The organism is Tenacibaculum sp. DPLXC6 (genome assembly GCF_056815515.1).
In genome coordinates, this window is the sequence record NZ_CP141806.1 from 2,766,884 (window position 1) to 2,787,245 (window position 20,362).

At 31.7% G+C, this 20,362-nt stretch carries 20 protein-coding genes; 8 read left to right on the forward strand and 12 right to left on the reverse strand.

The genetic code is table 11. The features are described 5' to 3' along the window. The first annotated feature begins 1 nt into the window (after nt 1). The 6 genes from VCM48_RS12585 (at nt 2) to VCM48_RS12610 (ending at nt 5,939) form a co-directional block, all read left to right on the forward strand. Complete coding sequence (locus tag VCM48_RS12585) at nt 2–865, forward strand: sigma-70 family RNA polymerase sigma factor (RefSeq protein WP_274639076.1); 864 nt, start codon at nt 2–4, stop codon at nt 863–865. Nucleotides 866–920: 55 nt separating this feature from the next. Beyond that, nucleotides 921–1,115: a 30S ribosomal protein S21 gene (rpsU, locus tag VCM48_RS12590; protein WP_099215800.1), complete on the forward strand. Its 195-nt coding sequence runs from the start codon at nt 921–923 to the stop codon at nt 1,113–1,115. Nucleotides 1,116–1,193: 78 nt separating this feature from the next. Continuing rightward, nucleotides 1,194–2,552 carry a sodium:solute symporter family protein gene (locus tag VCM48_RS12595; RefSeq protein WP_440120757.1) on the forward strand — a complete coding sequence of 453 codons (1,359 nt, stop codon included), beginning with the start codon at nt 1,194–1,196 and terminating at the stop codon, nt 2,550–2,552. After that, entirely contained in the window at nt 2,540–3,676 is a 1,137-nt protein-coding gene (locus tag VCM48_RS12600; RefSeq protein ID WP_482270729.1) for an amidohydrolase, read from the forward strand. Before VCM48_RS12595 ends, VCM48_RS12600 begins: the two co-directional genes overlap by 13 nt. Further along, nucleotides 3,676–4,830 (forward strand): alanine racemase, encoded by a 1,155-nt coding sequence (gene alr / locus VCM48_RS12605; protein ID WP_482270730.1) that lies wholly within the window; start codon nt 3,676–3,678, stop codon nt 4,828–4,830. Before VCM48_RS12600 ends, alr begins: the two co-directional genes overlap by 1 nt. A gap of 2 nt (nt 4,831–4,832) precedes the next feature. Then, on the forward strand, nt 4,833–5,939 hold the full coding sequence (locus VCM48_RS12610; RefSeq protein WP_274639080.1) for an alanine racemase: 1,107 nt from the start codon (nt 4,833–4,835) through the stop codon (nt 5,937–5,939). 70 nt (nt 5,940–6,009) lie between these two features. On the opposite strand, the gene VCM48_RS12615 is transcribed toward VCM48_RS12610, so the two are convergent. The 4 genes from VCM48_RS12615 to VCM48_RS12630 form a co-directional block, all read right to left on the reverse strand. After that, nucleotides 6,010–7,257 (reverse strand): NAD(P)/FAD-dependent oxidoreductase, encoded by a 1,248-nt coding sequence (locus tag VCM48_RS12615; RefSeq protein ID WP_482270731.1) that lies wholly within the window; start codon nt 7,255–7,257, stop codon nt 6,010–6,012. Between the two features lie 50 nt (nt 7,258–7,307). Beyond that, nucleotides 7,308–8,315: a 4-hydroxyproline epimerase gene (locus VCM48_RS12620; protein WP_482270732.1), complete on the reverse strand. Its 1,008-nt coding sequence runs from the start codon at nt 8,313–8,315 to the stop codon at nt 7,308–7,310. Nucleotides 8,316–8,471: 156 nt separating this feature from the next. Next, on the reverse strand, nt 8,472–10,058 hold the full coding sequence (locus tag VCM48_RS12625) for an aldehyde dehydrogenase (NADP(+)) (RefSeq protein ID WP_482270733.1): 1,587 nt from the start codon (nt 10,056–10,058) through the stop codon (nt 8,472–8,474). 23 nt (nt 10,059–10,081) lie between these two features. Next, the gene (locus VCM48_RS12630; protein WP_482270734.1) at nt 10,082–11,005 is read right to left on the reverse strand and encodes a dihydrodipicolinate synthase family protein; all 924 of its coding nucleotides are present in this window, start codon (nt 11,003–11,005) and stop codon (nt 10,082–10,084) included. Between the two features lie 156 nt (nt 11,006–11,161). On the opposite strand from VCM48_RS12630, the gene VCM48_RS12635 reads away from it, so the two are divergent. Both VCM48_RS12635 and VCM48_RS12640 read left to right on the forward strand, forming a co-directional pair. Next, nucleotides 11,162–12,004 (forward strand): AraC family transcriptional regulator, encoded by an 843-nt coding sequence (locus tag VCM48_RS12635; RefSeq protein ID WP_482270735.1) that lies wholly within the window; start codon nt 11,162–11,164, stop codon nt 12,002–12,004. A 107-nt stretch (nt 12,005–12,111) separates the two neighbouring features. After that, nucleotides 12,112–13,092 carry a PorP/SprF family type IX secretion system membrane protein gene (locus VCM48_RS12640; RefSeq protein WP_482270736.1) on the forward strand — a complete coding sequence of 327 codons (981 nt, stop codon included), beginning with the start codon at nt 12,112–12,114 and terminating at the stop codon, nt 13,090–13,092. On the opposite strand, the gene murI is transcribed toward VCM48_RS12640, so the two are convergent. From murI to VCM48_RS12680, 8 genes are all read right to left on the reverse strand, one after another. Further along, nucleotides 13,089–13,883, reverse strand: a complete 795-nt coding sequence (gene murI, locus VCM48_RS12645; protein ID WP_274639087.1) for a glutamate racemase — start codon at nt 13,881–13,883, stop codon at nt 13,089–13,091. The two genes, VCM48_RS12640 and murI, sit on opposite strands and share 4 nt — an antisense overlap. 69 nt (nt 13,884–13,952) lie before the next feature. Continuing rightward, a complete protein-coding gene (locus VCM48_RS12650) occupies nt 13,953–14,462 on the reverse strand; it encodes an OmpH/Skp family outer membrane protein (RefSeq protein ID WP_274639088.1) in 510 nt (169 codons plus the stop codon). A 37-nt stretch (nt 14,463–14,499) separates the two neighbouring features. Next, a complete protein-coding gene (locus tag VCM48_RS12655; RefSeq protein ID WP_420802980.1) occupies nt 14,500–15,258 on the reverse strand; it encodes an OmpH/Skp family outer membrane protein in 759 nt (252 codons plus the stop codon). Further along, nucleotides 15,218–15,349: a DUF3173 family protein gene (locus VCM48_RS12660; protein WP_420802976.1), complete on the reverse strand. Its 132-nt coding sequence runs from the start codon at nt 15,347–15,349 to the stop codon at nt 15,218–15,220. Before VCM48_RS12660 ends, VCM48_RS12655 begins: the two co-directional genes overlap by 41 nt. A gap of 15 nt (nt 15,350–15,364) precedes the next feature. Next, nucleotides 15,365–17,908 carry an outer membrane protein assembly factor BamA gene (bamA, locus tag VCM48_RS12665; RefSeq protein WP_274639090.1) on the reverse strand — a complete coding sequence of 848 codons (2,544 nt, stop codon included), beginning with the start codon at nt 17,906–17,908 and terminating at the stop codon, nt 15,365–15,367. Continuing rightward, entirely contained in the window at nt 17,901–18,653 is a 753-nt protein-coding gene (locus tag VCM48_RS12670) for an isoprenyl transferase (protein WP_274639091.1), read from the reverse strand. Before VCM48_RS12670 ends, bamA begins: the two co-directional genes overlap by 8 nt. Before the next feature lie 2 nt (nt 18,654–18,655). Continuing rightward, nucleotides 18,656–19,336 (reverse strand): type IX secretion system protein PorG, encoded by a 681-nt coding sequence (porG, locus tag VCM48_RS12675; protein WP_482270737.1) that lies wholly within the window; start codon nt 19,334–19,336, stop codon nt 18,656–18,658. 104 nt (nt 19,337–19,440) lie between these two features. Then, nucleotides 19,441–20,337, reverse strand: a complete 897-nt coding sequence (locus tag VCM48_RS12680) for an NAD kinase (RefSeq protein WP_440120768.1) — start codon at nt 20,335–20,337, stop codon at nt 19,441–19,443. Nucleotides 20,338–20,362 lie beyond the last annotated feature (25 nt).

Consider the following 20,362-nt stretch of genomic DNA (forward strand, 5'->3'; position numbering starts at 1 on the left):
TATGAGACAGTTAAAAATAATAAAACAAGTTACCAATAGAGAATCGAAATCTATTGAGAAGTACTTACAAGAAATTGGTAAGATTGATTTGATTACTGCAGATGAAGAGGTTGAATTAGCTCAAAAAATCAAGGCAGGAGACCAACGAGCATTAGAGACTTTGGTAAATGCGAATTTACGTTTTGTTGTTTCGGTAGCAAAACAATACCAAAACCAAGGTTTACGACTTTCTGACTTAATTAATGAAGGAAATATAGGATTAGTGAAGGCAGCAAGACGTTTTGATGAAACACGCGGGTTTAAATTTATATCGTATGCAGTTTGGTGGATACGTCAATCTATTTTACAAGCTTTAGCAGAACAGTCTCGTGTAGTTCGTTTGCCATTGAATAAAATAGGGAGTATAAGTAAAATTAACAAGGCAGTTTCTAAGCTTGAACAAAGTAATGAACGTATGCCAACACCAGAAGAAATAGCTAAAGTTTTAGATATGACAGTTTCTGACGTAAAGCAGTCTATGAAAAACTCTGGTAGACATATTTCCATGGACGCCCCTTTAAAAGAAGGAGAAACATCAAATTTATATGATGTTATAAGAGCTTCAGAAGCACCTAAGCCAGATAAAGATTTAATGCAAGAATCTTTGCAATTAGAAATCAGTAGAAGTTTAGAAACACTATCTCCAAGAGAGTCAGATATCATAAAGTTATTTTACGGTTTGGAAAATTACCGACCTATGAGTTTAACTGAAATAGGAGAAACTTTTGACTTAACAAGAGAGCGTGTACGCCAAATTAAAGAAAAAGGGCTTAGAAGACTTAAACAAAGATCGAGAACCAAAGTGTTACAAACTTATTTAGGATAGTTTCGACTTTATTTAATTGAATTAAAACAGCGATAATAATTTAAAAATATATAATATGTTAATAATACAGGTAAAAGAAGGTGAGAACATCGACAGAGCGATTAAACGCTATAGAAGAAAATATAGAAATACAAAAGTATTACAAGAAATAAGAGAAAGAAAAGAATATACAAAACCATCTGTAAGTAGAAGGGAGCAATTAAAAAAGGCTCAGTACAAAGAGCAGTTTTTATTAGAGCAGGAAAAGTAAGATATGGATATACATTTTATTGATCTATTAATATTTGTGTTATATCTGGTTTTTATGCTTGGAGTAGGAGTTTACTTCATGAATAAAAACAAATCAAAAGACGATTACTATGTAGGAGGAAGAAATATGTCAGCAGGTCATATAGGACTATCTGTTGTCGCAACTGATGTTGGAGGAGGTTTTTCTATTGGCTTAGGAGGTCTTGGTTTTTTAATGGGACTCTCCGGTAGCTGGATGCTTTTTACAGGGTTATTAGGTGCTTGGATAAGCGCCGTTTTTTTGATCCCTAAAGTATACCCTATCGCTAAGAAACATCACTTTTTAACATTTCCAGAATCATTAGCATTTCACTACAATGCGAAAGTGGCACTAATGGCAGGAATTATCTCGCTAATAGGTTATATCGGCTTCACAAGTTCACAAATTTTAGCAGGAGCAAAACTAGCATCGGCCACATTTCCATCAATATCTATAACAAAAGCAGTTTTAATTATGGGAGTTATAGCTGTTGTGTATACAGTTATAGGAGGAATTAAGGCTGTAATTTATACAGATACAATTCAGTGGATAATCCTAATGGTAGGATTAATAGGCATTGGAATACCTATTGGTTATATAGAAGTAGGAGGATGGAGCGGAATAAAAGGAATTTTACCAGCCAGTTTTTTATCACTAACAAACGTTTCGTTTATAGATATGTTTAACTGGATAATTACCATTGTACCTATTTGGTTTGTTGGAATGACTTTGTATCAACGAATTTATGCCTGTAAAGATGAAAAAACAGCTAAAAAGGCATGGAGAGTTGCAGGGCTGTTTGAATATCCAATAATGGCATTTATGGGAGTTGCTTTAGGATTATTTTCAAGAGTAGCTTACGAACAAGGAATGTTTGCTAGTATAGGTTATGCACCAGGAGTAGAACTAGATGCAGAGTTAGGGCTTCCGTTGTTATTAAGAAGTATTTTACCAGTAGGTTTAATGGGCTTAATGATGTCAGCTTATTTTTCAGCAATTATGTCTACAGCAGATAGTTGTTTAATGGCAGCATCAGGAAACCTAACAACAGACATTTTTGGGTATTTCAAGAAGAGTATTAGTATAAAAAACTCACAACTTATAACTTTTTTAATAGGAGGTTTAGCCATTGTATTAGCAACAAAAATGCAAAATGTATTAGAGTTGATGTTGTATTCCTATGCTTTTATGGTATCAGGTTTATTAGTTCCTGTTTTAGGAACATTATTGTTAAAAAAACCTTCGCCTATAGCAGCCTTTTATGCTATGATTTCAGGAGGGTTGACCACTTTGTTATTAATTATTATAGAAGTAAAATTACCTTTTGGCTTAGATGCAAATTTCTTTGGAATTACACTATCTGCCATCGTATTTTCAATAATTCAGTTAATTAACAACCAAAAAACATGGAAAGCCTAAAGGATACTTTAGAGAAGATTAGAAAAGAATTGCATAAGTTTCCTGAAGTTTCTGAAGAAGAATATGAAACTAAGAAAAGAATACAAGCTTTTTTAAAAAAGCATACCTCTTGTGATGTATTACCAGTAGCTAAAACAGGACTGTTAGCAATTTTTAATGGAAATAAAGAGGGAAAAACAGTTATGCTTAGGGCAGACATTGATGCGTTGCCTATTCAAGAAATAAATAGTTTTGAACATAAATCTTTAAATGAAGGAGTCTCACATAAATGTGGACACGATGGGCATACAGCAATATTACTAGGAGTAGCAAAGCTTCTTACAGAAAAACCACTGTCTAAAGGAAAAGTAGTATTGCTATTTCAACCTTCAGAAGAAAATGGAAGGGGAGCACAATCAGTTTTAGAAGATTCTTCTTTTAAAAAACTCAATATAGACTATGCTTTTGCATTACACAATTTACCAGGTTTTACTAAACAAGAAATAGTTGTAAAAGGGAACGAGTTTACTAGCAATGTAAAAAGTGTTGTAATTACTTTAGAAGGAAAAACAGCGCATGCAGCAGAACCAGAAAAAGGATACAATCCAGCTAATGCTATTGCTGAAATTCTTCATTTTGTAAGACAAGAAACTAAAAATATACCAGAAGATTCCGATTTCTTTTTAGCTACTCCCGTGCACGTAACTATGGGAGAAAAAGCTTATGGAGTATCAGCTGGATATGGAGAAGTACACCTTACATTACGAAGTTGGAGTACAAGTTTAATGAAAGAAAAACAGAATAACCTTGAACAATTACTTCAAAAACTCGAAGAGAAAGAAAGATTGAGTATCAATACTTCTTGGTTTGAAGAATTTTACGCAAATAAAAATAATAAAGAAGCTGTTGAGTACATTAAAAAGGCTGCAAAAAAACAAGATTTATTAATTAATGAAATAAATACTCCGTTTAAATGGGGAGAAGACTTCGGACTGTTTACGCAACAGTTTAAAGGAGCCATATTTGGACTAGGAGCTGGAAAAGATACACCAGCGTTGCATAATCCAGATTATGATTTTCCTGATGAAATAACAGTAATAGGAGCACAATTATTTTATAATATTTTAAAAGAAATTCAACAATAATGACTCATACATCGTATTTAGAATTATCTGAATCAGCTATAAAAAATAATATCAATTTTATACGTGGAATAATAGGAGAGACAACTGTTTTTTCATCGGTAGTAAAAGGTAATGCTTACGGTCATGGTATTAAAACTTACTGCATGTTAGCATATAAGTATGGCGTAAGACATTTTAGTGTTTCTGATGCAAATGAGGCTTTTGATGTAAAAAAAACACTACCTTTTGAAGATGTAACCATTATGATAATGGGTATGATTGAAAACAGTCAATTGCCATGGGCAGTGGAAAACGGTATAGAGTTTTTTGTTTTTGAAGAAAATAGACTTCAGAAAGCAATAGAAGCGGCAAAAAAAGTAAAAAGAAGAGCTAAAATTCATTTAGAAATAGAAACAGGAATGAATAGAACTGGATTTATTCCAAAAGAGGCAACAAGAGTTCTTAAGTATATAGAAAAGGAAAATGAGTTTATTGATGTAAAAGGAGTTTGTTCTCATTTAGCTGGAGCAGAAAGTATATCAAATTACAAAAGGATAACTGATCAAAAGAAAAAATTTAAAAATGTAAGAAAGAGAATAAAAGAACTTGATTTATTTAATCCAACATATCATTTAGCAAGTTCAGCAGCTACAATAAGATATCCAACTACAAGGTTAGACTTGGTAAGAGTTGGTATTTTACAGTTTGGTTTTTTTCCAACAAAAGAAATATTGGTCCATTATTTAACCAAAGAGAAAATTGTAGAAAACCCGCTAAAAAGAATTATATCTTGGAAAACAGAAGTAATGGATGTTAAAACTATAAAGGCAGGTCAATTTATAGGTTATGGTACATCGTACTTTACAAATCAAGAAACTAAGATAGCAATTATACCTGTGGGATATTCCTCAGGATACAGTCGTTCTTTAAGTAATAAAGGAAAAGTTTTAATAAGAGGACAACGACATAAAATAATAGGAACTATTAATATGAATATGATGGCGGTGGATATAACACATGCCGATACTATTGAAAAAGGAGATGAGGTTGTATTAATTGGAAGTCAAGGTGATGTTGAAATAACAGTTTCATCATTCAACGATTCAATACAAATCATTAATTATGAATTATTAACACGACTTCCTGAGAATTTACCAAGAATAATAACAAAATAATTATGGCAGAATTAATTATATATTCTGAAAGAATAAAGGACAACATAAAAAAACTAAGTAACTTTTTTGAGAAAAACCATATAGAATGGAGTTTGGTAACAAAAGTTTTCTCAGGGGATAAAACATTTTTAAAAGCAATTTTAACTCCAGATGTAACCGAAAAAATAAACTCAATCGGAGACTCTAGATTAACCAGTTTACGTAATCTAAGAGAAGTAAACCCAGATTTACGAACGATATATATAAAGCCTCCAGCCAATATTTATGCAGATGATGTGGTAGAGTATGCAGATATTTCTTTAAATAGTTCACTATCTACTATTAAGAACTTAAATAAGGCTGCAAAAAAGAAAGGCAAGATTCATAAAATTATTATTATGATTGAACTCGGAGAGTTGAGAGAAGGAGTGAAGAGAGTAGATATACTTGATTTTTATGAGCAGGTTTTTGAGTTGTCTAATATTGAAGTAATAGGTATAGGATCGAATTTAGGGTGTATGTATGGAGTAGAACCTACATATGATAAGCTATTACAATTATCGTTATATAAAGAACTTATATCAGCAAAATTTAATAAAGAGCTAAAATATGTTTCAGGAGGAACATCAATTACATTACCATTGGTAGAAAATAAAGTTGTTCCGAAAGACATTAATCATTTTAGAATTGGAGAAGCTGCCTTTTTCGGTGTAAGCCCTTTAGAAAATAAACGATTTCAAGATTTACACACGGAAACATTTGAGTTTTATGCCAACGTAATAGAGTTAGAAAAAAAGAAAATAGTGCCTGATGGTATTATTAGTGAAGCTAGTATTGGTCATACCTCAGAATATGATGAAAGTGATATACAAGAAACATCTTACAAGGCTATCTTAGATTTTGGTTTGTTAGATGTAGATAAAGATGATATTGAAGTTGAAGATAAAGACATTTCTTTTGTTGGGATAACTTCCGATATGTTAGTAATTGATGTAGGATTGAATAAAGATGAATCAGGAAAAATAAAGTATAAAGTAGGTGATAAGGTTAAGTTTAAGCTTAGTTACATGGGAGTTGCTAGACTTTTGATTTCTAAGTTTATAGATAAAGTATACGTAAAAGACATTTAAAAATCTGTTTTTTTATTGTTTGTTTTAAAAAAACTCAAGAGCTATTATTTTAGTTTCTTGAGTTTTTAATTTAGTTAAAACGTTCAACATTAAAAGGAGTAATATTTAGGCTTGTTTTTTTATCATCGATAATTTCAGAAACTAATTTACCAGTAGCAGGCCCTAGGCTCCAGCCCATCATTGCATGTCCTGCAGCTATAGTTACATTTTTAAGATTTGAAATCTTACCAATGTAAGGTAAACCATCAGGGGAGCAAGGACGTAAGCCACTCTCAACATTATCTATTTCTTTTTGACTGATGTTTAAATTGTTGTAATAACTTTTACTAGCGTTAACGATAGCATTTACTCTCTTCTTGTTTATTTTGTTATTGATGCCAGTAATTTCCATCATACCTCCAAAACGTGTAAATCCATTCATTGGAGTTACTGCAACTTTAGCTTCCGTTAAAATGGCAGGAATTGTAATGCCAGTATCGTTTTTTACATTAATCCGATAACCTTTACCAGCTTGCACAGGAATATTGATTCCTAATTTTTTAGCTAGTTTCTGTGTCCAAGACCCAGTGGTTAAAATAAATTCATCAGCAACAATCGTGTTGTTTTTTGTATTGATTGATTTTATTGTATTGTTAGAAACATGAAAATCTAGAACTTCTTCATTAGACAAAAAGGTAACATTATTTTGTTCTAGATACATTTTTAATTGCTTCATATATTCACTTGGAGTCATGTGAGCATCAGAATGGTAATATACAGCTCCTTTAATATTCAATTGAATATTAGGTTCGAGTTTTTGAGTTTCTTCTTTAGTTAAATGTTCAACTTTCAACCCTTCTTTTATGCCAAGCTTTCCAACATTCCATTCTTCTTCTCCCATTTTATCAGTTTTATAATACATCATCAATCCTTTATGCTGATAATGAAAGTCAAAATCTTTTGAAGCCTTTATTTCTTCGTATAATTCTCTACTGAATAAATTAATGTCTTTAATAACAGGAATAGAAGCAGCAACTTTAGTATGTGTTGCAGATTTTTTAAAAAACCAAGCCCATTGTAAGAAATCATAATCTAAACGAGGTTTAATAGATAATGGACTAGTAGAACTAAGCATCCATTTTAGCCCTTTGGAAATCATCCCTGGAGCTGCTAAAGAAACTATATGACTAGGAGTAATAATACCTGCATTAGCAAATGAAGCTCCTGATGAAAAATCCGATTTTTCAATTACAGTTACTTTGTGTCCTTCTTTTTGAAGGTAATATGCGGAATTTAAACCTATAATTCCACCACCGATAATTATAATTTCTTTACTCATAAAAGATCTCTCGACTACGCTCAAGATGACATTTCGTTGCTTATAAAATATTAGATGACTTGAAAACCATGAGCATAAGGATCGTCTTCGTCATCAATAATAATAGTATTGTATCCATATACTTTAGCCCATCCTTGAATACTCGGAACAATTGCTAACCTACCATCTAAAGTAGTTTCTTTTTCTACCCTACCAATAAATTTGCTTCCAATAAAACTTTCATGAATAAACTCTTCATCAAGTTGTAGCTTTCCTTTAGCATATAACTGAGCTAAACGTGCTGAGGTCCCTGTACCACACGGACTTCTGTCAATTGCCTTATCACCATAAAAAACCGCATTTCTTCCTGATGAGGTTGGATCAATTGGATTTCCTGTCCATAACATATGTGTTACATCTCTAATTGTATCATTTTCAGGATGGATAAACATATTAGAATACTTTTTATTAATACGATCTCTAACAATTTGAGAGTATTGAATAATTTTAGAAGCAGTAAAATCATGAACTCCTGAAAAGTTTTTTTGAGGGTCTACAATTGCGTAATAATTTCCGCCATAAGCAACGTCAAAAGTGATTTCTCCTAATTCAGGACAATCTATGGTGAGTTCTTCAGCAGCTAAATAGCTTTTTACATTCGTTAAACGAACCCAATCTACCTTTTTACCAGTTTGTTGGTATTCAATTTCAACCAAACCAGCGGGAGCTTCCATTTTAATTTTTCCAGGAACTTTAGGTGTAATTAATCCTTCCTCAATAGCAATGGTTATTGTACCAATAGTTCCATGTCCACACATAGGTAAACATCCAGAAGTTTCAATAAATAAAATAGCAAAATTATTATCTGGATTATGAGGAGGAAACAAAATTGAACCACTCATCATATCATGACCGCGAGGCTCAAACATTAAACCTTTTCGAATCCAATCATATTCTTTTAGGAAGTGTTGACGTTTTTCGCTCATGTTGCTTCCTATTAAATTAGGACCTCCACCAGCAACCACCCTAACAGGGTTTCCGCAAGTATGTGCGTCAACGCAAAAAAAAGTTTTTTTCATCTTAAAATTGAATCGCCAGCTTGTATTCTGTAGTAGAAAAAACCCTTCAAATTTTTCTATTTGGAAAGACGAAGCTGGCTTTATTTCAATTTCTTTAGATGCTCCAAAAGTAAGGCTTTGGAGTCAGATATTTTCTAAAGAAATTATTAAATTTTGTTATATTATTTCTCCTTTTGTTAGTGTACCGTTAACAGAACGTAAAATATGTAAAGGGTTTTCATTTTTTAGTTCTTGAGGTAATATATGGTTGGGCCAATCTTGATAACTAAAAGGACGTACCCAACGTTTAATTGAATTAACTCCTACAGCTGTAAACCTACTATCTGTAGATGCTGGATAAGGGCCTCCATGTACCATTGATGGACAAACTTCTACTCCTGTAGGGACACCGTTAAAAATAATTCTTCCAACCCTGTTTTGTAAGGTAGCAATTACAGTAGGGTAGTTTACTACTTCATTATCATCTGAAATTACAGTTCCAGTAAGTTGTCCTTCTAAATTTGAAATAATTTCTTCTAATTGTTCTTCATTCTCACATTGCACAACTATAGAGTATGGTCCAAATACCTCCTGATGTAAGGTTGGATTATTTAAAAATGTTTTTCCTTCAACAGTTGTAACTACTTGCGAAGCATAGTTAGGTTGAGTTTTTTCTTTATATTTAGCTACTATAGTTAAGCCTTCTTGAGTAAGAGCTTTGGTTTTATTATTCTCATATGCTCCAATAATATTTGGATGCAGCATACAACTAGGGTTAATCTCTACAATTTTATGAGCTAATGAGTTAATAAAACTATCTAAACTATCGCTCTTTATTCCTAGAATTAACCCAGGGTTGGTGCAAAATTGCCCTGTCCCGAGAGTAATAGAATTCGCATAAGTACTTGCTAAACTTTCTGCTCTGTTTTGTAATGCTTTTGGAAGCATAATTACTGGGTTAATACTGCCCATTTCTGCAAATACAGGAATTGGTTCTTCACGTTTTGCTGCTAAGTCTAACAAAGCTCTACCACCCCTAATACTTCCAGTAAAACCAACAGCTTTTATAATTGGATGAGAAACTAATTGCTGCCCCACTTCAATGCCACTTGAATTTAAGTTAGAAAAAACACCATTAGGCGTTCCAGTTTTTTCTGCGGCCTTAATAATAGCTGAAGCTATAAGTTCACCAGTACCAGCATGCATTGGATGTGATTTTACTATTACAGGACAACCAGCAGCCAAAGCAGCTGCAGTATCTCCACCTGCTGTAGAATAAGCAAGAGGGAAATTACTAGCCCCAAAAACTACTACAGGACCTAACGGAATATTCATTTTACGTAAATCTGATTTAGGGTTTGGTTCTCTATTAGGTATAGCAGTATCAATAGTAGCTTCTACCCATGAACCATCTTTAACTAAATCAGCAAATGAACGTAATTGAAATACGGTTCTTCCTCGTTCTCCTTTAGCGCGCCCTTCTGGTAAACTAGATTCAGAACAATAAGTCTGTATTAACTTATCGTCTAAGGCTAAAATTTCATCAGCAATAGCATTTAAAAACTCAGCTTTTCTTTCACCTGAAACAGTTCTATACTCTTCAAACGCTTTTGAGGCTAAATTGACAGCTTGGTTAATTTCTTCTTGAGTTGCTTCTGAAAAGATATGTTTATTTTCCTGATTTAATTCAGGGTTGAAAGTTTTATAAGTTTTGTTTCCTAAGGCTGATAATTGATTTCCTATATAGTTTTTTCCTGTAATCATATTTTAATGAGGTAGAGAGTTAATTAGTAAGTAGCTAAAGCTTTATAATCAGGTAGTGTTGGTCTGTTTTTTAATCCAGCTTCTATTACATTTAAAACATGTTCACGTTCCTCACCTATTAAAGGTAATCGTGGAGCTCGTACATTTTCAGTTCCAATACCTGTAGCCACTTCTGCTAACTTAATATTTTGTACTAATTTAGGATTTATATCTAATTCTAACAATGGTAAAAACCAACGATATATTTCTAATGCTTCTTGTATGCGGCCTGCTTTTTGCAATTCATAAATAGCCACAGTTTCTTTTGGGAAAGCACAAACCAAACCAGCAATCCAACCATCAGCACCCATCAATAAGCTTTCTAAAGCCAAAGTATCAACACCCGTCATTATTTTTAAACGATCTCCAAAACGGTTTTTAATTCTTGTAACGTTTGATATATCTCTGGTTGATTCTTTAACAGCTTCTATATTATTGCATTTTAAAAGCTCATCAAACATATCTAATGTAACTTCAATCTTATAATCTACAGGATTATTGTATACCATAATTGGTAGTGATGAATTGTTAGCTACTGCTTTAAAATATTCAACAGTTTCTCTATCTCCTGCTTTATAGCGCATAGGAGGAAGCATCATCAAACCTTTAGCACCATCTTCTTCCGCTTTTTGAGCAGCTTCAATAGCTCCTTTGGTAGTTTGTTCAGCAATATTCATTAAAACAGGAACTTGATTGTTAACTAAGTTAACGGTTGTTCTAGTTAGTGTTCTTTTTTCATCATCAGATAATGTACTGGCTTCCCCTAGGGTGCCTCCTAAAACAATTCCATGCACGCCTGCTTCCAATTGTGCTTTAATATTTACTTCAAACATATTTAAGTCTAAAGTATCATCATTTGTAAACTTTGTAGTAACCGCTGGCATTACACCTTTCCAATTTATACTCATTGTAATATTGTTTTTTCATTACAAAGTTATGTGTAAGATAAAGAGAGTTTTAACTTGAAATTACCATATAGCAATACTATATTAACCTATATAATGTATTTGTTTTATTATATTAATAGTATTTGCATATTTTTGAATAAGAATAGCAATTTATCAATGAAAGTTTTACCCTTTAAAATACCAAAAACTCAAAACATTGGACTAATTTATCAAGAAGATAGAGAGAAGTATTTTTATGATAAGTTCCATCAACATGAAGAAATTCAGTTATGTGTTATTGTAAAAGGAGAAGGAACGTTAATTGTAGGTGATAGAATAAACAAATATTCATCGGGAGATGTTCTAGTTATAGGAAGTAACTTGCCACATGTTTTTAAAAGTGATGCTTCTGTTATAAAAGAATCTTTCATGATTTCATTATTCTTTACAAAGAGTTCTTTTGGGAAAGACTTTTTTTTATTGGATGACTTTAAAGAGTTAATCACTTTTTTTGAAAAATCAATATCAGGATTTAAACTTGTTGAAAATAGAAGTGAAGTGATGAAGATATTTTTAGGTTTACAAAAATCTACGAATCTTAATCGATTTATAGGGCTGCTTGAAGTTTTAAAAATAGTAGTAAACTCAAAAACAACTGAGCTGGCAAGTTTTGTATATCCAAGGAGATACACTGATAATGAAGGTAAGAGAATGCAAAATGTAATGGACTACACAATAAATAACTTTGATAAGAATATAGATTTATACAAGATTGCAGAAAAGGCTAACATGACACCTAATGCTTTTTGTAGATATTTTAAACAACGAACAAATAAAACGTATTTCACTTTTTTAAATGAGTTACGTATAGAGAATGCATGCAAATTATTAACTTCAGATAAGAGTTTGCCAATTAGTTCTGTAGCGTATAGATGTGGTTTTAATAATTTATCTAACTTTAATAGGAAGTTTAAAGAAGTAAAAAATGTTAGCCCTACAACATTTAAGAAAAAAAATTGATTATACAAGGGGAATTTAAGCTTAAATATATCTTATTTACAAAATTTAACATAAAATATAATATCTCTTAACTATATTTGGAGTTCTTTTACTATTATTAAAAATCTATGGGGGGAAGAATTGCTACTATTGCTTTTTTATTATTATGTGTGACTTTCAGAGTTTCAGGACAAGAAACACTACCAATTTATGCTGATTATTTATCAGACAATGTGTATTTATTGCATCCCGCTGCTGCAGGTATTGGTGATTGTGGAAAAATAAGATTAACTGCACGACAACAATGGTTAGGAGTAGATGATGCTCCTGCTTTACAAACAGCGAGTTTTCATACTAAATTAGGAGAATACTCTAACACAGGATTAGGAGTAATTCTTTTTAATGATAAAAATGGATATCATTCACAAAAAGGTATACAAGGAACTTATGCGTACCATATTGACATGGGTAATGAAAACCTTTTTAATCAATTATCCTTTGGATTATCTTTTTCTGTAGTTCAAAATGAGAGAGACCAAAGAACTTTTGTAAATGATCCAGCTGTGAGCCAAGTTATAGAAAGTGATTTTTATTTTAATGCTGACTTTGGTATGGCATATCATAAAAACGGATTGTCATCTTATCTTACAGTAAAAAACCTTTTTTTATCAGCAAAAAATAATCTAAATCCTGATTTTGAATCGTATAATCTTAGGAATTATATTTTAGGAGCTGGCTATTTCTTCGGAGATAAGGAAAAGCTACAATTCGAACCATCATTAATGTTTCAATATAAAGAACAAACAGAAGAAAAGATAGCAGATATAAACTTTAAAGTATATAAAACTTTAAGTGCAGCTCAATTATGGGCCGCATTATCTTATAGAAGAAGTTTTGGTGGAAATGTTTTTGGAGATTCTCAATATATAACACCTATAGTAGGAGTTAATTACAAAAATTGGATGTTTGCTTATACATATACACAACAAACAGGTGATATTGTTTTTTCAAATGGCGGATTTCACCAATTATCTTTGGGAATAAATTTATTCTGTATAAAGAGAAGAGCTGCGGCTTGTCCTAATATTAATGGAAGTTTCACATATTAAAAGTCAAGGAAGTTAATTTTACTTTCTTTATACTCTGTAAGCATAGTTTCTAAAACAGTTTTATCTTTATTAATATAAAAAGTGTTGCTAGGAAGCTCGTTATTCAGGTTTAGTAAGCCATTTTGTGATAAAACATTTTTTACCTGTTTAGCAACAGCTTCACCTGAGTCTATAATTTTAACTTTATTTCCAGTAATTTTTTGTATTTGGGGTAGTAAATATGGGTAATGCGTACAACCTAAAACAATATAATCACACTTTTTTTCTAACATAGGTGTTATGTACTTTTTTAATAAAAAGGTCATTTCATCAGAGTATATTTTACCATTTTCTATTAGTTCAACTAACCCTTCACCAACTTGTTCTATAATGTTTATTTCATCATTTAGACTAGAAGTAGTTTTTTCAAATAGGGCACTATTTAAAGTACCTTTTGTAGCAAGTATGCCAACAGTACCTGTTTCTGTATTTAAAGAAGCAGGTTTAATAGCAGGCTCTATACCTATAAAAGGAATCTTGTAATTACTCCTTAAGTATTCAATAGCATTGGTAGTAGCTGTATTGCAAGCAACAACAATAATTTTGGCTCCATTGTGAATTAAAAACTCAGTGTTTTTAATCGATAAGTCGATTATTTCTTGTGTTGATTTTTGACCATACGGGGCATTTTTACTATCTGATAAGTAAATAGTGTTTTCTTGAGGTAAAAGTTGGTGGATTTCTTTCCATATAGATGTACCACCAATACCAGAATCAAAAATACCAATAGGTTGTTGTGCAATAGTTTTCATACTTATAACAAAAATAAAAATCCTGCTGTTTAAACAGCAGGATTTTTATATAAATATATGTATTCTTTTTTAGAATCCTAATTTAGCTTTTACAGCATCGTAAATATCTTCTCCTTTATCGTAAACGATTAAACCTTTACCTGGAGCAGCATCTAAAACATAGATAATTCCTTTTTCAGCAGCAACAGCTTTAATAGCATCTTCAGCTTTCTTTAAAATAGGAATAGTCTTCTCTTGGTATTTCTTTTGCATTTCTTTACCAGCAGCTTGTTCAGCTTGACTAATTCTTAATCTTTCTTGTTGAACTTCAACAGCTCTTTTTTGGTTCACTTCTTGTGTTTGACTTTTACCTTCAGCTTCATATTTTTTCATTTTAGCCTCTAGTTTCTTATACATTGTTTCAATGTCGTCACGGTATGTTTTGTTTAGCTTTTCTAACTCTGCTTTCATAGCTTTTGTAGCAGGCATTTCAGCTAATAATTTATCAGTGTTAATATGTGCAGTTTTTTGTGCATTTGCCACACCACCTAATCCAATCGTAAAAATTGCAACTAATAATAACGTTTTTAAATGTTTCATCTTTGTTTAATTTAATTAATGTTATTTTATTCTTGATTTATTTGTTCTCTTTTGTTTCTTCTTCTTTTTTCTTTCTAGCTTCTTCTTGAGCTTTTAATAGGGCTTTTCTTTTCTCTTGTAAAAGCTTTCTCTTATCAGCTCTCTCTTTTAAACGTTGCTTTCTTTTTTCTTCAATTTGTTTAATCTTAGCAAGTCTATCAGCTTCTTTTTTCTTTTTTAATTCTTCTCTTTTTGCTATTCTTTCTTTTTGTTCGTCACTTAAATTGTCATTCTTAAGTAAAGACTTTTTAGCTTCAATTTTATCTTTCTTAGCTTGCCTTCTTTGATCTATATTGATCATTTGTACAACAAGGTCGCTAATATCGTGTTTTTTGTTGGAATATAGCATAACTAAATCTCCAGATTTGTCAAAAACAAAGTCGTACTTTTTTCTAGAAGCAATTGTTTGTACAGCGTTATATACTTGGTCTTGTACAGGCTTAACTAATTGTTTTCTTAAATTATACATATCACCATTTGGGCCAAAATATAAAGATTCTAATCTTCTCAAAGATTCTTGTTTGATAGAAATATCTTCTTCTCGCTCTTCAATTAAATCTTTGGTTAAAATGGCTTTTTCGTTAGTTAAATCAGTTTTTAAAACTTCAATAGCACGAGCTTCTTTGTCTAATCGAGCTTTCCATTTTTCAACTTTAGCATCTAATGAGTTTTGAGCTTCTAAATATGCAGGGATACTTTGAAGAATATACTCCATATCAATATAAGCGATACGTTGATTTTTTTGGGCAACGGTTATACTTGTAACAAGTAAAAGAACGATTGATAAAATATTTTTTTTCATCTTGTATAATGTGTTTAGAAAAAACCGTGCCAAAACCTAGACGCATTATAAATGCATGATTTTAGAACTGTCTTCCAATTATAAAATGCGTTTGCCAACCTGATTTTTCATTTAATCCAGGTAACGGATCGAAACCATGTGCAAAATCGATACCTAATAATCCAAATGCAGGCATAAATATACGAACACCTACTCCAGCTGAACGTTTTAGTTTAAACGGATTAAACTCGCTAAAATTGTCATAAGAATTACCCGCTTCTAAAAATCCTACTGTATAAATTGAAGCAGAGGGTTTATCTGTAATAGAGTAACGTAATTCTAACTGAAATTTATTATAAATAGCTCCTCCATCTAGAGAAGATATACGATTGTTCTCATAACCTCTTAAACCTATTGTTTCACGCCCATCCAATTGTCCTTGAGCAATACCATCACCACCAACGAAATATCTTTCAACCGGGGTTAAACCTAATTCATCATTATAAGAACCTAAATAACCCATCTCAAAATTAGACATTAATACTAACTTATTAGCTAAAGAAGTATACCACTTCCCTTTTGCAGAAATTTTGTAGTACTCTAACCACTTATATTTATCAGCTAAATAAGCTTGACGCTCATCAGGTGTTGGATTTGTTGGTTCAGTATAGTCTTTTCCGTTTACTAATGAGTAAGGGAAAGTAGCTTTAGCTTTTATTGTAAATTCAGAACCGTAAGTAGGGAAAATTAAACTAGGTCCAGCTGAATTACGACTCAGTGCAAATGTATATGCCAAATTATTTAAATCTCCTTGACTAAGTATATTGTTTGAAGAACCTACTCTATATCCGTAATCTTGCAACTCAATTCTTTGGTAACTAATGTTTTGAGAAAGTGTAAAATAATCATCAGGCCACTTTAAACGCTTTCCTAAACCTATAGATGCACCAATAATACTTAAACTTTCATCTTTGTTTACATCATAAGTTGTGTAATCAAAACGGTACTGGTTTGATAAGTATACAGAAAAAGATAATGATTGTGGTGTTTTACCTCCTAACCATGGTTCTGTAAAAGAGAAACTATAGGTATTGTATGTTCTACTAGCTTGTAAACGTAAAGATAGCTTTTGTCCGTCTCCCATAGGAAGAGGTTTGTAAGCTTCTTTGTTGAAAATGTTTCTAACAGAGAAGTTGTTAAAAGACAACCCTAAGGTACCAATAAAGGAACCACCGCCATAACCACCTTGTAATTCAATTTGACTACCTCCTTTTTCAACTACAGAAAAATCTATATCTGCTGTTTTATTTTGGTAATCTGGCTTAACATCTGGAGTTACATTTGTATCAAAGAAACCTAATTGTCCTATTTCACGAATAGATCTAATAATGTTTTGGCGACTAAATAAGTCACCAGGCTTAACACGTAGTTCTCTGTAGATTACATGGTCGTTTGTTTTATCATTTCCTGTCACTGTAACTTTCTTTATAGTTGCAGGTTCATCTTCTCTAATACGGACTTCAACTGTAATAGAGTCATTTTCTACTTTAGTTTCTACAGCATTTACTTGAGAAAATAAGAAACCGTTATTATGATATAATGTTTGAATGTCTTGAGAAGTAGGTGTACCGTCTCCAGAAATACGTTCTTTTAAAACTTTTCCGTTATAAATATCTCCTTTATCAATTCGTAAAATGTTACTTAAGAATTCATCAGTATATTCTTTATTACCAATAAAAATTATTTCGTCAAAACGGTATTGACGACCTTCTTCAACCTCAATTTCAAGGTTTATGGTGTTGTCATCATTCCAAACTACTTTATCAGATAAAATTCTAGCATCACGATATCCATTTTCGCTGTACTTTTCAAGAATACTTTTTAAATCTTCTTTGTAATCATCTAAAATATATTTAGATGCTTTCCAAAAACGACCAAAAATTTTACGTTTGGTGTTTTTCATAGCACCTCGTAAAGAAGCGTCTGACATAGCTTCATTACCAGTAAAATTAATTTCTTTAATTTTTATACGGTCACCTCTGTCAATAAAAATAGCCATGCTAACAGTATTAACATCAGAAGTGTCTCTTTTTGTGTCTAGTGAAACTTTTGTTTTTAAGAAACCTTTATCAGTATATTTCTTTTTAATAAAGTTACGAGTGGTTACAATAAGATTGTCTGTAACCATAGCTCCTTTTTTTAATTCAGTTTCTTTTTTAATCTCTTTAATTTGTGATTTTTTTACTCCTGAAATAGTAACAGTAGTTAACTGAGGTAATTCAGTTACGTCAAATTGAAGGTACACAGTTTCACCATCACGTTTAGATAAGTATACATCTACCTCACTAAACTGTTTACTTTCATATAACTTTTTAATAGCACTCGTAAGTTTGTCACCAGGTAACTTAATTGGTTGACCTTCTACTAAACCAGTATATATTCTTACTGTTTGTTCACTAAATTTTTGTAAGCCAGTTACGGTTATACCTCCTAAAATATACTCTTTTCCTTTTTCATAGGAAATAACATTTGAAGTTATACTGTCTTTAGGAGTTGTGTCTTGCGCTTGAGTACTCACCGCAAAAAGGGTGATAAAAAATACTAGTAAATACGAATATTTATTCATTGGTTTCAATCTGTTCACTGGTTTTTCCAAATCTTCTTTCTCTGTTTTGATAATCAATTATTGCATCATAAAGATGTTCTTTTCTGTAGTCAGGCCATAATACATCTGTAAAATACAGTTCAGCATAAGCCATTTGCCAAAGTAAATAATTGCTTATTCTTTGTTCCCCACTTGTACGTATCATTAAATCAACGTCGGGCAAATTAAACGTATATAAATGATTATTTATAATTTTCTCGTTAATTTTTTCAATTTCTATTTCGTTATTAACAACTTTTTTTGAAATGTTTTTGATTGCATTAACAATTTCTTCTCTTGAACCATAGCTTAAAGCAAAGGTTAAAGTAATTTTTGTATTGTTTTTAGTTGCATCAATAACTTTGTTTAATACTTTTTGAGCATTGCTTGGTAAATTAGCTAAGTTACCAATAGCGTTAACTCTAACATTTTTACGTTGAAATTCGGGGAGTTCTTTTTTAAGGGTAGTTACCAGTAGGCTCATTAAAGCATCTACTTCCAACTTTGGACGGTTCCAGTTTTCGGTAGAAAAAGCATATAAAGTTAAAAACTCTATACCCAGTTCAGAAGCTGTGTCAGCAGTTTCTCTAATGGCAGTTAAAGCATTTCTATGTCCAAAAACACGTTGCATCCCTTTACCTTTCGCCCATCTACCATTACCATCCATAATTATAGCAATGTGGTTTGGTACTTTTTGTAAGTTAATGCGCTGTAGTTTTTCTTCCATAATTATTCTGCTATTCCACCAAAACAAGGCGGTCTTCCAAAGGTATATACAATAGAAACTCCTGAGAATACATACCAGTCGTTTCCATTACCTCCAAAGTCTAATGAGTTTATTCTATCTGTTGTAAAATCTATATCGTCTACAAATGTAAATCGTACACCTGTTTCAAATGCAATAGCAAAATTATCTGTTAACCTTCCTTTAAGTCCTATACCTACAGGTACAGTATAAGAAAATTTATTTTTTAAAAGAATTGTATTACTAGAAGAAGTTGGTTCTGGGCTTTTATAATTAAAAGCAGCAACTTCTGCTAATATGTAAGGAGTGAATGTAGTTCTGTAATCGTTGATATTGTAATCAAAGAAATTAAATTCTACTCCAGCAGCAAACTCATGAATAGTATTTGAGAAGCTAATACCTCTATTTTGACGAAAAGCATTATCGGCATCATTATCGTTACCAGAAACAGGAATATATGTATATGTTCCTCTTAAGGCAATTCTAGGGTTTAAATTGTATTTGTATACAAGTCCGCCTGCAAACTCATTGGGTTGTATATAGTTGGTGCTACCAATGTCACCAACATAGTTAGAACCACCGGCAAAAAAACCAATTTCGTGTGTTTGTGATTGTAATGGTGTTACTACACAAGCCAATAATATTAATAAAATAAGTCCTCTCATTGTAAAATAGCGTGCAAATATAGGGAATTGAATTTGCTTTAAAAAGTTAATAATCCGTCTTTTTGATTAACTTTTTTTTTACGTTTTTATTGTAATTACTATCGTTATAACGATTCATTTCGTACATCTTCTCCCCATAAAAGTTTCCCACGCAAGGTATTCAAATAAGATTGATTTTTTGGTAAAACACTTTTTATGGTAAATGGAGCTTTTTGTATTTTTATTTTAGTATCCAATGGAACTGTCGTAATTCGAGAATCTAAGGAGATTAAAAAATCTTTTTCTCTAGCACTAACTTCCAGAAGAATATCAGTATCATCAGGAATTACCATTGGGCGCGCATTTAAATTATGCGGTGCAATAGGAGTAATAACAAAACTTTTTGAATTTGGTAAAATAACAGGCCCATCACAGCTAAGCGAATAACCTGTAGAACCCGTTGGAGTTGCTATAATTAATCCATCAGCCCAATAATTTGTTAAATACTCTGTGTTTAATGAGGTTTTAATACCAATCATAGAAGTCGTATTTCTTCTAGCAATAGTAACTTCATTAAGTGCAAAGTTAAGTTCTGTAAAATCTTCTGTAGCAGGAGATGTTTCTATTTGTAATAAAGAACGTTCTTGAAGTGTGTACTCTTTTTTTAGCATTAAGTTAATTGCTTCTTCAATCTGGTCTTTTTGAATCGTAGCCAAAAAACCTAAACGTCCAGTGTTAATACCCATAATAGGAATATCTAAATCTCTAATGTAGGTAACAGCTCTTAAAATAGTACCGTCTCCGCCAATGGTAAACATCACATCAAAAGTATTTGATAAGTCATTAAAGTGTGCGTAGGTGGGGTACTTTTTGTTAAGCGAATTATTTTCAACAAATAAATTATAGAACTGTTGTTCAAAAAAAACAACAATGTTATGTTTTTCTAAAATGGTTAAAAGAATTTTTACTTCTTTCTCTGCAAGTGTGGTATAAGCTTGACCGTAAATAGCGACTTTTTTCACTTCTGGAGTTTTGTTTGGTTATTGA